Raw genomic sequence first — 14,047 nt, 5'->3', positions numbered from 1 at the left:
CCATGCTGGACTCCCTCAATCCCCCCCAACGCGCGGCGGTGCTGCACACCCAAGGCCCCCTGTTGGTGCTGGCCGGCGCCGGCAGCGGCAAGACCCGGGTGATCGTGGAGAAGATCGCCCACCTGATCGGCAGTGGCCGCTACAGCGCCCGCCGCATCGCCGCGATCACCTTCACCAACAAGTCGGCCAAGGAAATGCGCGAGCGCGTGGCCAAGCGCCTGCACGGTGGGCAGGCCGAGGACGTGACCATCTGCACGTTCCACGCGCTGGGGCTGAAGTTCCTGCAGATCGAACACGCCGCGGTGGGGCTGAAGCGCGGGTTCTCGATCTTCGATGCCGACGATGCGGCCGCCCAGGTCAAGGACCTGCTCGGCGGCGGCAACGCCAAGCCCGACGACATCGAGGACATGAAGAACCTGATTTCGCGGGCCAAGAACAGCGGCCTGTCGCCGGAACAGGCGATGGCCGCCGCGCGCAGCAACCGCGAGAAGGACGCGGCGATGGTCTACGCGCTGTACCAGGCGCGGCTGACCGCCTTCAACGCGGTTGATTTCGACGACCTGATCCGGTTGCCGGTGCAGGTGCTGGAAGAGAACCCGGACATCGCCCTGGCCTGGCGCGAACGCATCGGCTACCTGCTGGTGGACGAGTGCCAGGACACCAACGATGCCCAGTACCGGCTGCTCAAGCAGCTGGCCGGCCCGGCCGGCAACTTCACCTGCGTGGGCGACGACGATCAGTCGATCTACGCCTGGCGTGGCGCCAACCCCGAGAACCTGCAGAACATGGCGGTGGAATACCCGTCGCTGCAGATCATCAAGCTCGAACAGAACTACCGTTGTTCCAACCGCGTGCTGCGCGCGGCCAACGCGCTGATCGCGCACAACCCGCACGAGCACCTGAAGACGCTGTGGTCCGACCAGGCCGACGGCGAGCGCATCCGCGTGTGGGAATGCCGCAACAGCGAGCACGAAGCGGAAAAAGTGGCCGCCGAGATCCAGTTCATCGCCACCAGCCGGCGCGTGCCTTGGAGCGATTTCTGCATCCTGTTCCGCGGCAACTTCCAGAGCCGGCCACTGGAAAAGGCGCTGCAGATGGTCGGGGTGCCCTACCACCTGACCGGCGGCACCGTGTTCCTAGAACGGCAGGAAGTGAAGGACACCCTGGCCTGGCTGCGGCTGCTGGTGAACCCCGACGACGACACCGCGTTCATGCGCGCGGTACAGGCGCCCAAGCGCGACGTCGGCGCCGGTACCCTGGCCAAGCTGGCGGAGCTGGCATCGGACAAGGGCATGTCGATGGCGCAGGCCGCCGAGGCGATGGGCGCGCTGGCGCAGTTGCCGCCGCGCGCGGCCAACAGCCTGAGCCGCTTCACCGACATCCTGCGCGCGCTGCGCATGGACATGCGGCAGATGTCCTCCGGCGACCTGGTGCGGCGCGTGGCCAAGGATTCGGGCCTGCTGGCCGAGCTGCGCCACCAGGCCAAGGACACCGCCGGCTACGAGCGCCGCGCCGCCAACCTCGAGGAGCTGGCCTCGTGGTTCGAGAACGGCCCGCGTGGCGCCAGTGCCGCGGACATGGCCGCGCAGCTGGCGCTGATCTCGCGCAGCGACAAGGACGATGGCGGCAACCAGGTGCGGATGATGACCCTGCACGCCTCCAAGGGCCTGGAGTTCCCGTATGTGTTCATCGTCGGCTGCGAGGACGGCGTGCTGCCGCATCAGGTCAGCCTCGACGAGGGCAACCTGCAGGAAGAGCGGCGCCTGCTGTACGTGGGCATCACCCGCGCCAAGATCCAGCTGTGGATGAGCTACAGCCGCCTGACCCGCAAGTTCGGCGAGCACGTGCGGCTCAAGCCCAGCCGCTTCTTCGACGAGCTGCCGGCGGCCGAGATCCAGCGCGACGGCGCCGACCCGGTGGCCGACGCCGCGCACAAGAAGGAACGCGCGCAGGCCGGGTTGGCGGCGATCCAGGCGCTGTTCGACTAGCCGCCGGCGGACGCTTGCGCCCACGCCTGCGTGGAGCGACCCTGCATGCAACGACCGCGGCGGGCCAGGCAATGCTGATAGAAACCGAACGACTGCGCCTGCGCCTGCTGCGCGACGACGACGGCGATGCCGCGGCGATGCTGGAGCTGCTTAACGAGCCGGGCTTCCACCGCTACATCGGCGACCGCGGGGTGCGGACCCTGGAACAGGCGCGGGACTGCATCCGCAACGGGCCGATGGTGAGCTACGAACGGCATGGCTACGGCATGTACGCGGTCGAGCGGCGCAGCGACGGCGCCTGGCTGGGCAATGCCGGGCTGGTGCACCGCGCCGCGCTGCCGCATGCCGATCTCGGCTACGCCCTGCTCGCGCGCCACACCGGCCAGGGCTATGCGCTGGAGGCGGCGCGTGCGGTGCTGGGCCATGCACGCGCTGCGCTGCGGCTGGGGGCGCTGTGCGCGATCGTGACGCCGGGCAACGCGCGGTCGGTCGCATTGCTGGAAAAGCTTGGATTCCAGGCCAACGGCAGCGTGCGCCTGCCCGGCAAGGACGAGGACCTGCTGCTGTTCCTCAACACGCCGGCGACGGGGTAGCCCGGGCCACACCTGGGATGCGCCCGGACGGCGGGGCGCACCATGCCGGAGGGCATGGCCGCGCCATGCATCGCGGCGCGGCGGTGGGCCTTGTCCGCTGGCGGGGCGTCTACGGTGATGCCCCTGCGGGGCAAGCCCCGCAGCTACGTTGGCTCGGCGGCGGGTTAGCCCGGGCCACACCTGGGACGTGCCCGGGCGGCGGGCGCGCCTGCCGGAGGCATGGCCGCGACATGCATCGCGGCGCGGCGATGGGCCTTGGCCGCTGGCGGGGCGTCCACGGTGACGCCGCCTGCGGGGCAAGCCCCGCAGCTACGTTGGCTCAGCGACGGGGTAGCCCGGGCCGCACCTGGGACGTGGCCGGGCGGTGGGGCGCGCCTGCCGGAGGCATGGCCGCGCCATGCATCGCGGCGCGGCGGTGGGCCTTGGCCGCTGGCGGGGTGTCCACGGTGATGCCGCCTGCGGGGCAAGCCCCGCAGCTACGTTGGCTCAGCGACAGGGTAGCCCGGGCCACACCTGGGACGTGGCCGGGCGGCGGGGCGCGCCTGCCGGAGGCATGGCCGCGCCATGCATCGCGGCGCGGCGGTGGGCCTTGGCCGCTGGCGGGGTGTTCACGGTGATGCCGCCTGCGGAGCAAGCCCCGCAGCTACCTTGGTTCAATCGTCCAGCCGGGACTGCAGCTGCGCCAGCTGTTCCTGCAGCGCCGCCACGGTGGCTTCGAGCTGCGCCACGCGGTCTTCCAGCGCGCCGTTGTCCGCGGCCGCGCCCGCGGGTGCGCGGAACTGCGCCGCCAGCGCGTCCACGTCCACCGGGCCGCCGAGCAGGTGCATGTAGCGGTCCTCGCGCTGGCCGGCCGCGCGTGGCAGCTGCACCGCCAGCCCCCGCTGGATCAGGCGCCCGAGCTGGTGGCGCAGGTCCTCGGCGTCGGCGAACTTGGCCATCCGCTCGCTGCGCGTGGCCAGCTCGCCGGCGGTCTGCGGGCCGCGCAGCAACAGCAGGCCCAGCAGCGCGACCTGCTGCCGTGGCAGGTCCAGCTTGCCGCCAAGCAGGTGTTCATAGCGTTCGGCGCGCGCGGAGAAATGCTGGCGCGCCAGACCCATCGCTTCCAGCTGGCGCAGGGCGTGCTGCACGGTACCCGCATCCAGGTTCATCACCGGGTCGCGCGCGGTCTTCTGGTTGGCGGCGGTCTGCGCGGCGTTGACCGTCAGCGGGTAGGTCTCGGGCGTGGTCGCTTCCTTCTCGACCAGGCAGCCGAGCACGCGCATCTGCGCGGCGTCGAGCACGGGTACGGGCAAGGGGGCAGGGGTGTCGGTCATCGTGTCGGCATCCGGTCGCGCGAGGGGGCGCAAGCATAGCCGAGGGCGCGTCGCCGACGCCGGGCGGGTGGCGAGCCGGTAAACTTGCCGGGTTTTCGTTCTGTCCGGTAGCCGTGCCCATGTCCCGAATCCGCCACTCCCTCCTGCTCGCCGGTGCGCTGCTGTCGCTGGCCGCGTGCAGCACGTCCCGGCCCCTGGTCCACGGCGAGCCCGCCGTCCCGGCGCCGCTGGCGGCCGCCAATGACGGCCCCAATGACAACCTGAACGCGGTGCTGTGGGTGCAGCGCTCGCAGGAATACCGCGCCAACGCCCTGCAGACCTGGCGCGCCGCCGCCGCGCAGCTGGACCGCGCGCTCGCCGACCCGTCCTGGACCGCGCTGCTGCCGCAGGAAGGCGGCAGCCAGCAGTCGCCCGGGCTGAAGCCGGCGGTGGTGGTGGACGTGGACGAAACCGTGCTGGACAACTCGCCCTACCAGGCGCGGCTGGTGCGCAACGGCGGCAGCTACGACGACGTCAGCTGGGACGCCTGGGTGTCCGAAGGCAAGGCCGGCGCGGTGCCGGGCGCGGTCGAGTTCGCGCAGGCCGCGGTGGCCAAGGGCGTGACCATGATCTACGTCACCAACCGCACCGAGCACATGAAGGACGTCACCCTGGCCAACCTGCGCCGGCTGGGCTTCCCGGTGGCCGGCGACGACGTCTACCTGGGCCTGGACAAGTACGTGCCCGGCTGCGAGCAGGAAGGCAGCGAGAAGGCCTGCCGCCGTCAGCTGGTGGCGCGGCAGTACCGGGTGCTGATGCAGTTCGGCGACCAGCTCAGCGACTTCGCCGCGATCGGGGTCAACACCCAGGCCGGCCGCGATGCGCTGCTGCAGGCCCACCAGGGCTGGTTCGGGCAGCGCTGGTGGATGCTGTCCAATCCCACCTATGGCGGCTGGGAGCCGGCGCAGTTCAACAATGCCTGGTCGTTGCCCGAAGCCGAGCGCCGCGCCGCCAAGCGCGCCGCGCTGGAGCTGGCCCAATGAGCCGCGGGCCGCTGCCGCTGCGCACCGACGAGCGCCTGATCTTCGCGCTGGACGTGCCTGGGCGCGCCGAGGCCATCGACTGGGTCGAGCGGCTGGGCGATGCGGTGTCGTTCTACAAGATCGGCATGGAACTGCTGGCTTCGGGCGAGTACTTCGCCGTGCTGGACGAACTGGCCAGGCGCGACAAGCGCGTGTTCGTGGACCTGAAGTTCTTCGATATCCCGGCCACCGTCGCCGGCGTCATCCGGCGGCTGTCGCAGTGGCCGGTGAGCTACTGCACGATCCACGGCTGGCATCCGGCGATGATGCAGGCCGCCGTCGCGGCCAACACCTCGGACATGCGCCTGCTGGCGGTGACCGTGCTGACCTCGATGGGACGCCCTGACCTGGCGCAGATGGGCATCGACCGCGAACCGGTGGACGTGGTGGTCGAACGCGCGCTGGCCGCGCAGCGCGCCGGCATCGACGGCGTGATCGCCTCCGGCCAGGAGGCCGCGCCGATCCGCGCCGCCACCGGCCGTGGTTTCTCCATCGTCTGCCCGGGCATCCGTCCCGGCGGCCCGGTGGGTGACGACCAGCAGCGCACCGTCGGCGTGGACCAGGCGTTCGCCGATGGCGCCGACGCCATCGTCGTCGGCCGGCCGATCCGGCTGGCGCCGGATCCGCGCGCCGCAGCCCAGGCCATGCAGCGCGAGATTTCGGATTTCTTTAATTGAAAATCAATGACTTAGGCATTTATTTATGAAGTGTTGCATTAACTGAAGCGGGCGCGTAGGCTGTGCCCCGTCCCGGCCCTGCCGGTGATGTGTCACATGTCCCCGGCTCCGCCGGCTTGAGGAGGTTCGCCACCGGCAACGGGGCGGCCTCTTTTTTTTGCCTGCAACCCGGGCGGCGCCGGTTTCGCGTCCGCGCTTGCCGCTGTCACCGTACAGGCCGCAAGATGCGACGGCCCCGGGGGAGGACCAACGACGCCATGCCACGCCGTTCATCTCGCAGCCGTTCGCGTCTGGTCCTGCTCTCCCTGTGCGCCGTGGCGGTCCTCGCCGCCGGGTGCCGGCGCACGCCCGAGCCCTTGCCGGGTGCGGCCACCGAGCCGGCAGCGGCCGTGCGCCAGCTGGTCCAGCACCTGCACGACAACGACCTGGCCGGCTATGCCCGCGCGGCGGTGCCGCCGGCGCAGTACGCGGAGCTGGAGGCGGCCTGGGCCCAGGGCCACAGCCGCTGGCCGCTGGACCAGTTGCCCCTGCACGACAAACTGCCGGCGCTGCTGGCCACGCTGTCGGCCGCCGATGCCGAAACCCGGCTGCAGCGCGCGTTCAAGGCGCAGATCGCCGGGCAGGCCGCCGGCGTGCGCCAGGCCGCGCACTCGCTGGGCCTGTTCGGCGAGCAGTACATCAGCCACCAGGGCGACTACAGCGACGACGAACGCGCCCACTACGTGCAGCTGGTCAAGGCACTCAGCGCCTGGGCCCAGGCCGCGCCGCTGTCCGATCCCAAGCTGGCCCGCTCCACCATCGCCACCCTGACCACCGCCGCGCGCGCCACCGGCCTGGACAGCGACGCCGCGCTGCAGGCGGCGGGCATGACCGGCAGCCTGCAGCGGCTGTCACCGTTCGCCGCGGCCAGCAAACAGGTGCTGGCCAGTTACGGGTTGTCGCTGGACGACAGCGTCGCGCAGATGCGTACCGGCCTGGCCAGCCAGGACGGCGACCATGCCGTGGTCCACGTGCAGTACCCGCTGGCCGGCCATGACATCGACCTGCAGGTGGCGCTGCAGCGCCGGGAGGGCCACTGGTACCTGGCCCGCACCCTGGCCGAAGTGGACGCGGTACTGGCGGCCGCGCGTGCCGCCGCGCCGCCACCGGCGGACACCGTGTCCCCCGGGGCCGGCACCGCCGCCGACGCGGATGCCCACGCCGGGAACAGCCGGGCGGCGGCAGCTACGCCATAATGTCGCCGATGTCGAAACAGAATCCAAGGCCCGACCAGGGCGAACTCCTGCCGCCGGGCGACACCAGCGCCGCGGCCGCCTCCCCCCTGCCGGCCACGGCCGGCCGACCGCCCGTACGCCCGGGCCGGCGTCCGCTGTGGGCGCGCCTGCTGGGCCGCCTGATCGAGCCGTGGCTCGGCCTGAAGATCGAGCCCGAGCAACTGCAGCACGACCCGGCGCAGCCGGTGGTCTACGTGCTGGAGGACTACGGCCTGTCCAACGCGCTGATCCTGGACAAGGCCTGCCGCGACGCCGGGCTGCCGTCGCCGCTGGTGCCGCTGGCCGGCGACCCGACCGGGCGCAAGCGCGCCTATGTCGCGCTGTCGCGGCGCTCCAGCAACAACGCGCTGATCCCCGAGCAGCGCGGCGCCCGCACCCATTCCGACTCGCTGGCGCGGCTGCTGCAGGCGCACCGCGCCAACCCGGCGCTGGACGTGCAGCTGGTGCCGGTGTCGATCTTCGTCGGCCGCGCGCCGGACAAGCAGAGCGGCTGGTTCGCGGTGCTGTTCTCGGAAAACTGGGCGCTGGTCGGCCGCTTCCGCCGCCTGCTGGCGGTGCTGCTCAACGGCCGCGACAGCATCGTGCGCTTCGCCGCGCCGATTTCGCTGCGCGAGACCGTGGAAGAGGGGCTGGAGCCCGAACGCACCGTGCGCAAGCTGCAGCGCGTGCTGCGCGCGCACTTCCGCCGCATCCGTGAATCGATCATCGGCCCGGACCTGTCCACCCGCCGCCTGCTGGTGGACAAGGTGCTGGAAGCCGAGCCGGTGCGCGAGGCCATCGCCGCCCAGGCCAAGCGCGACAACTCCCGGCCGGCCGATGCCTGGAAGAAAGCGCAGGGCTATGCCTGGGAGATCGCCGCCGACTATTCCAGCCCGGTGGTGCGCTCGGCCAGTTTCATGCTGACCCACGTCTGGAACCGCATCTACGCCGGCGTGCTGGTCCACCACCTGGACAAGTTCAAGGAAGCCGCGCCCGGGCACGAAGTGATCTACGTGCCCAGCCACCGCAGCCACATGGACTACCTGCTGCTGAGCTACCTGCTGTACGACCGCGGCATCGTGCCGCCGCACATCGTGGCCGGCATCAACCTCAACCTGCCGGTGGTCGGCACGCTGCTGCGCAAGGGCGGCGCGTTCTTCATCCGCCGCAGCATCCGCGGCAACGCGCTGTACTCGGCGGTGCTGAGCGAATACGTGGCGCAGCTGGTGGCCGGTGGCTATTCGATCGAGTACTTCGTCGAGGGCGGGCGCTCGCGTACCGGGCGCCTGCTGCAGCCCAAGGGCGGCATGATCTCGATGACCCTGCGCGCGTTCCTGCGGCAGCCGCGCAAGCCGGTGCTGTTCCAGCCCATCTACATCGGCTACGAGAAGCTGATGGAGGGCAACAGCTACCTGGACGAGCTGTCCGGGCGGCCGAAGGAAAAGGAGTCGATCTGGGCGCTGCTGTGGGGCATCCCCAAGGTGCTCAAACAGAATTACGGCCAGGTGGTGGTCAACTTCGGTGAGCCGATCGCGCTGAACGACGTGCTGGCCGAGAAGGCGCCGGAATGGGATGGCCAGCCGGTGTCCGAGGACGAGAAGCCGTCGTGGCTGTCGAGCACGGTCGATACCCTGGCCGAGCAGATCCAGGTGCGCATCAACGGTGCCGCCGACGTCAACCCGATCAACCTGCTGGCGCTGGCGCTGCTGTCCACGCCCAAGCACGCCATGGGCGAGGCCGACCTGATCGCGCAGATCGAGCTGTGCAAGAAGCTGCTGGTGGAGCTGCCTTATTCGGACCGGGTGACGGTCACCCCGCATTCGCCCGAGCGCATCATCGCCCACGCCGAGGAGATCAACGTGCTCACCCGGGTCAAGCACCCGCTGGGCGACGTGCTCAGCGTCAGCGGCGATACCGCGGTGCTGCTGAGCTATTTCCGCAACAACGTGCTGCACCTGTTCACCGCGTCCTCGTGGGTGGCCTGCTGTTTCCAGAACAACCGCCGCATGAGCCGCGCCGGCCTGCTGCGGCTGGGCCGCGGGCTGTACCCGTTCCTGCAGCAGGAGCTGTTCCTGCCGTGGACCGAGGACGAATTCGCCGCGCGCATCGAGCAGACCATCAACGTGTTCGTGCGCGAAGGCCTGCTGCAGCAGGTGGGCGAGGACGAGGGCGGCATGCTCGCGCGCAGCACCGGCCAGACCGATGAAGTATTCCGCCTGCGCGCCATCGGCCATTCGCTGCAGCAGGCGTTCGAGCGCTATTACATCGCCATCTCGGTGCTGGTGAAGAACGGCCCCGGGGTGCTCGGCGCGGCCGAACTGGAGAGCCTGTGCCAGCAGGCCGCGCAGCGCCTGAGCCTGCTCTACGCCCCGGCCGCGCCGGAGTTCTTCGACAAGACCCTGTTCCGCGGCTTCATCCAGAAGATGCGCGAGCTGCGCCTGGTGTGGCCGGACGAGAACAGCAAGCTGCTGTTCGACGAGCGCCTGGACGCCTGGGCCAAGGACGCCAAGTTCATCCTCGGCCGCGAACTGCGCCACACCATCGAGCGGGTGAGCCCGGAGGCGGTGAAGCCGGAGGAACCGGCGGCGGGCTGAGGACTCCCCTGCACCGGACAACGAAAGGAGACGGCAATGCGGCCATCGGATTTTTTTGGGGGGGTGGCGATCGCCAGCGTGTTCGCCGCGCTGCACGCCCTGCGCGCGCCGCGTGATGTTTCCGCCTTGCCCGACCCGTCGGACGCGGTGAAGGCGCTGCTGCGCAGCGGGAACAGGGTCGCCGCGATCCGGGCCTACCGCCGGCAACGCGGTGCATCGCTGCTGGAAGCGAACCGGGTCATCGCCCGCCACGCGGCCTGAGTGGCGGGCGTGGCGGCGCTGCGGTTCAGGCCGGCTCGTCGGGAATCAGCATGCTTTCCAGGCGGGCGATGCAGTCCTTGAGCTGCAGCCTGCGCTTCTTCAGCCGCTTCGCGTCCAGTTCGTCATCCGGGTTGGCGGCGAGCCTGCCGATGCGTTCGTCCAGGCTGCGGTGCTCGGCCCGCAGTTCGGCGATGCGCTGGCTGATCTCGGCGAGGGACGGCAGCTCGGACATGCCGCCAGCTTAGCCGGTCAGCGGGGCCAGTTCACGTACACCGGATTGCCCAGCATCAACAGGCTGCCGTCGGCATCGCGCGCATCCACGCGCAACCAGTGCCGCTTGCCATCCGAGCGCCAGCGCAGGCTGGCCCGCTGGCTGCCGTCCGCGCCGGTTTCCACCGTGGCGGGGTGGCGCTGGCCGTCGATGACGAACTCGACGCGCAGCGGGCGGGGATAGTCCAGCTCGGCGTGCACGGTGGCCCACTGTCCGGCGGCCAGGTCCCGTTGCTGGCCCATCCCGGTGCGCTGGCCGTCCGCGCCACGCAGCCACAGGTCCAACCGGCTGCCGGCGACGTTGCGCACGTCCACCACCACCCGCCCCTGCCTCAGCGCGGCGAGGATCGCGTCGCGCGACAGCGCCGGCGCATGCACCAGGGTGGCGGGCCGGCCGATCGGCGAGGGGCCATCGGCCGCGCCCGGATCATGGCTGTCGCTGCCGCCGATGGCGGTCATGCGCCGGCCCTGCTGCAGCTGTTGCTCCCAGAAGCCGACGCCCGCGCGCGGGCCATCGGCCTGGCTGGCATTGACCACCTCCACCGCGGCGACCGCGTCCATGTCCACCGGTCTGGCGGGGGTCCAGCCGCAGCCCATGCACGCCTCGCCCGAGGCCAGCGCCGGGTGGTTGATCGACAGCAGCGCACCGCTGTCGTTGACCTGGCGCAGCAGCGGGTTCCAGTCGGGCAGGGTGTCGCCGAGCCGGAACGGCAGCGGCCCGTTGACGCCGAACACGTTGGCGTGGCCCTGGAAGGTGGTGACCTCCATGCCCGGAATCAGCAGCAGGCGGTCGAACCATGGCTGGTGGCGGGCGAGCTCCTCCAGGTGCGAAGCCGTGTTGTGCTCGGTGACCGCGACGAAATCCAGGCCCTGCCGCGCCGCCGCCTGCAGGCTCAGGAACAGCGGGCAGGGCACCTTGTTGCCCTGCTGGCTGGCGCAGCTGCCGTCGCTGTGGGTGCTGTGCATGTGCAGGTCGCCGCGGTACCAGGCCGGTTCCTCGCGCAGCACCTGCGGCACGCGGTCCCTGCCGGCCTGCACTTCGCCCTCGTCCCACAGCGTCACGCTGACGGTGTAGGGCGTGCGTGCCGTGGCACGGATGTTGGGAATGCCGAGCAGCACCTTCCACTGGCCTGCCGGCAATGCGCCGGGCAGGTAGCCACCCGTGGCGTCGTAGCGGGAAACCGTGACCGCGCGCCGCGAACCGCCGCTCCAGCCGCGGAAGCCCTGTGCGTCCAGCAGCCCGAGGTCGATGACGGTGCGCTCGCCGGCGCCGTCATGATGCAGGGTGATGTCCACCCTGCCGGTGCCCTCGGGCACGCCGAACGGCAGCTCCAGGTAACGTTGATGGTCCTTGCCGCTGAGCGTGCCCTGCAGTTGCAGGGTCTGCGCGGCGTGGGCGCCGGGGCTGGCGGCAAGTGCCGCCAGCATCATCGCGGACAGGGCGCGCATCAGAACCGGTACATCAGGGCCAGGCGGTAGTTGCGGCCCAGCAGTGGCCGCGCGATGAAGGCGCTGGCACCCGCGTCGCTGCTGGCCAGCTCGCCGGCGCGCGGATTGCCCTCGGTCAGGCCCAGCGAGTTGCTGACGTTGTCGATGTAGCCGTACATCGACACGCGGTCGGTCAGCTCGTAACGCGCGCTGAGGTTGAGCAGCCGGTAGGACGGCAGCCGCACCGAGTTGGCGGTGTCCACGTAGCGCTCGCCCTGGTGCTCGGCGGCGGCCTGCAGGCGCAGGCGCTGGTCGAGCAGGTTGAGGCCGGCGACCACGCGCGCGCCCAGCTCCGGTACCCGGATCAGCTGGTTGCCGACGAAATCGCGCAGCACCGGCGCGCCATTGACCAGTTCGCTGTAGCGCAGGTCGCGGTACTGCGCATCCTGCCAGGTGGCGTTGACGCGCAGGTCGAACCAGTCGCTGGGATACCACGCCGTCTCCAGTTCCAGGCCGAACGTGCGGGTGCTGGCATAGCCGGCTTCGCGGGTGGACACGCCGGTGTCCGGGTTGAAGCGGTAGTTGCTGAAGCCGACGTTGTCGTACTTGGTGTAGAACGCCGTGGCGTAGGCGCTGAACAGCGGGTTGGCGAACTTGAAGCCGACTTCGGCCAGGTCCATCGTCTGGGTGTCGGCTGCCTTGCCGTTGGCCGCTGCGCAGGCGGCGACGGTCGCCGCCGAGGTCGGGTCGCAGTTGTCGTTGCGGGTGAGGTAGTTGCCCAGGCTGGGCAGGCGGAACGCCGAGGTCCAGCGGCCGAACACGCCCATGCCGTCGTTGAACTGCCAGTTGGCGCCGACCGACCAGCCCAGGTCGTGTGACGCCAGGTCGTGGTTCACGTACAGGCCCGAGCCGGTGAGCATCTGCGAGGTCGCCAGGGTGCCGCCGTTGACGCTGCGGCGCACCTCGTTCCAGCCGCTGCTGCTGGCCTTCTCCCAGCGCAGGCCGCTGTCGATGCGCAGCCTGTCGTTCACCTGCCACTCGTCGCTGACATAGAAGGCCTGGGTCTTCTGTTCGCCGGAGGCGTTGTTCCACTCGTAGCCGTAGCGCCACACGCCGTTGTCGCTGAGCGTGCGCACCACGTTGCCGTTGGCATCCAGCGCGACCAGGTCGAGCAGGCGGGCGTTGTTGGCCGCATCCATCAGCACCGAGGACGAATAGCGGGTGTAGTCCTCGCGGGTGGAGGCCAGGTAGTAGCCCACGGTGAGGTCGTGCTGCTGGCCACCGAGCGCGAAGCTGCGCATCAGCCGCGTGTCGCTGACGAACTCGCGCACCGGGATGTCCAGCCCGCGCAGGCCGCCGACCACCAGCAGGCCGTTGCCATTCTGGCTGGCGGTGTCGAAGCCGCCGCTTCCATTCACGTAGCGCAGGCCCAGCGCGGTGGCGCCCGGCACCGACGCCAGCAGCTGTTTCTGCCCGGCGAGGAACGTGGCCGCCGGCGTCAGCGAGTTGGGGAACACGCCGTTGCGGATGGTGTCAGTGCGGCTGAAGCGCGCCGATTGCGCCAGTTCCCAGTCGCCGCCCAGTGCGGTCTCCAGCTTGAACGTGAGCTGGTCGCGTTTCACATGGGTGCCTTCGCTGTTGTCGAAGTCCCAGCCGCGGCCATCGGCGGTCTTCATCGACAGGTAGCGCGTTTCCGGGCCGGCCAGCGTGCCATGGTTGCCATCGAAGCCGGGCACCGCGCGGATGTCGCCGTTGCCGTTGGTGTACATCGGGATGCCCAGGTACAGGGCAACGCGGTCATCCATGCGCTTGGCGTCGATGCTGAAGCGCCCGCCCTCGAATTCCCGGGCCAGGTTCAGCCGGAACTGGCCGCCGTCGTTGCTGTTGAAGCCCGGGTCGCGCACGCCGTCCTCGACCCGGTAGAAGCCTCCCAGCAACAGCTTCCAGCCATTGGCCAGCGGGCTGCCGTAGGCGAAGTCCAGGCGGTTCAGGCCGCTGTCGCCGGCGGTGTACTTGAACACGCCGCTGGCGTCCTCGCCGACCTGGCGCGGGATGAAGTTGATCGCACCGGCCGGCGCGTTGGAATACATCACCGACGCCGGGCCGCCGCGGACCACCTCGATGCGTTCGATGGTCTCGTCCAGGCGGAACGCCTGGTCGCCGTTGAGGTAGCCCAGCGCCGGGTCATGCACCACCGGGATGCCGTCTTCCAGCAGGGTGACCGAGCCGAAGCCGTCGACCGGGATGCCGCGCGCGCGGATGTTGCCGCTGGCCTCGCCGCCGGAGGCTTCCACCCAGAACCCGGGCACCGACTTGAGCGCTTCGGTCACGCTGGTCGGTGCCTGCATGCGCAGCTGCTCTTCCTCGATGTTGGTGATCGAGTAGCTGGTCTCGGCCTTGGTGCGCACGCCGGTGCCGCTGCGGCCGGTGACGATCACCGTATCCAGGTCCTTGGCGGAGGAGCGGGAGGCGCTGGCGGCCTCCTGGGCGAGCACGGAAGCCGGAGCAAGGGCGGAGGACAGCAGCAGCGCACGGCAGACAGCGGAAGCAAGACGGTTATCGAGCACGATGGACCCAGGGGCTGGACGGGGGAGCCCGGGATGCTGTCA

11 protein-coding genes are annotated in these 14,047 nt (G+C 70.4%); 7 read left to right on the top strand and 4 right to left on the bottom strand.

Features of this window, described 5'->3' with window-relative positions; translation table 11 throughout:
• Positions 1 to 5: 5 nt before the first annotated feature.
• A complete protein-coding gene (locus AC06E6_RS11060) occupies positions 6 to 1,988 on the top strand; it encodes a UvrD-helicase domain-containing protein (RefSeq protein ID WP_161614595.1) in 1,983 nt (660 codons plus the stop codon).
• Between the two features lie 71 nt (positions 1,989 to 2,059).
• Positions 2,060 to 2,581, top strand: a complete 522-nt coding sequence (locus AC06E6_RS11055) for a GNAT family N-acetyltransferase (protein WP_161614580.1) — start codon at positions 2,060 to 2,062, stop codon at positions 2,579 to 2,581.
• A 653-nt stretch (positions 2,582 to 3,234) separates the two neighbouring features.
• Here AC06E6_RS11055 and AC06E6_RS11050 read toward each other — a convergent pair.
• Positions 3,235 to 3,894, bottom strand: coding sequence for a YceH family protein (locus tag AC06E6_RS11050; protein WP_161614581.1), 660 nt, complete (start codon positions 3,892 to 3,894; stop codon positions 3,235 to 3,237).
• A gap of 119 nt (positions 3,895 to 4,013) precedes the next feature.
• Here AC06E6_RS11050 and AC06E6_RS11045 point away from each other — a divergent pair, with 119 nt between their 5' ends.
• The 5 genes from AC06E6_RS11045 (at position 4,014) to AC06E6_RS11025 (ending at position 9,740) form a co-directional block, all read left to right on the top strand.
• Positions 4,014 to 4,916: a 5'-nucleotidase, lipoprotein e(P4) family gene (locus AC06E6_RS11045; RefSeq protein WP_478061327.1), complete on the top strand. Its 903-nt coding sequence runs from the start codon at positions 4,014 to 4,016 to the stop codon at positions 4,914 to 4,916.
• Positions 4,913 to 5,632 (top strand): orotidine-5'-phosphate decarboxylase, encoded by a 720-nt coding sequence (pyrF, locus tag AC06E6_RS11040; RefSeq protein WP_478061325.1) that lies wholly within the window; start codon positions 4,913 to 4,915, stop codon positions 5,630 to 5,632. The genes AC06E6_RS11045 and pyrF overlap by 4 nt, the downstream gene beginning before the upstream one ends.
• 257 nt (positions 5,633 to 5,889) lie before the next feature.
• Positions 5,890 to 6,867 (top strand): hypothetical protein, encoded by a 978-nt coding sequence (locus AC06E6_RS11035; protein WP_478061323.1) that lies wholly within the window; start codon positions 5,890 to 5,892, stop codon positions 6,865 to 6,867.
• Positions 6,867 to 9,479: a glycerol-3-phosphate 1-O-acyltransferase PlsB gene (plsB, locus tag AC06E6_RS11030; protein ID WP_478061321.1), complete on the top strand. Its 2,613-nt coding sequence runs from the start codon at positions 6,867 to 6,869 to the stop codon at positions 9,477 to 9,479. The genes AC06E6_RS11035 and plsB overlap by 1 nt, the downstream gene beginning before the upstream one ends.
• Before the next feature lie 63 nt (positions 9,480 to 9,542).
• On the top strand, positions 9,543 to 9,740 hold the full coding sequence (locus AC06E6_RS11025; protein ID WP_478061320.1) for a hypothetical protein: 198 nt from the start codon (positions 9,543 to 9,545) through the stop codon (positions 9,738 to 9,740).
• A gap of 25 nt (positions 9,741 to 9,765) precedes the next feature.
• Here the strand turns inward: AC06E6_RS11025 and AC06E6_RS11020 are convergent, their stop codons facing one another.
• The 3 genes from AC06E6_RS11020 to AC06E6_RS11010 are packed head-to-tail and all read right to left on the bottom strand — an operon-like array spanning position 9,766 to position 14,005.
• Entirely contained in the window at positions 9,766 to 9,972 is a 207-nt protein-coding gene (locus AC06E6_RS11020) for a YdcH family protein (protein WP_240213070.1), read from the bottom strand.
• Between the two features lie 17 nt (positions 9,973 to 9,989).
• Positions 9,990 to 11,459: a CehA/McbA family metallohydrolase gene (locus AC06E6_RS11015; protein ID WP_478061317.1), complete on the bottom strand. Its 1,470-nt coding sequence runs from the start codon at positions 11,457 to 11,459 to the stop codon at positions 9,990 to 9,992.
• Positions 11,459 to 14,005, bottom strand: a complete 2,547-nt coding sequence (locus tag AC06E6_RS11010) for a TonB-dependent receptor (protein WP_240213072.1) — start codon at positions 14,003 to 14,005, stop codon at positions 11,459 to 11,461. Before AC06E6_RS11010 ends, AC06E6_RS11015 begins: the two co-directional genes overlap by 1 nt.
• Positions 14,006 to 14,047: the final 42 nt, after the last annotated feature.

It is taken from the genome of Stenotrophomonas sp. Steno-Z10-HUANG, assembly GCF_056393075.1.
Note: the sequence above shows the minus strand (reverse complement) of the source record. Positions and strands in the feature narration are given on the sequence as shown.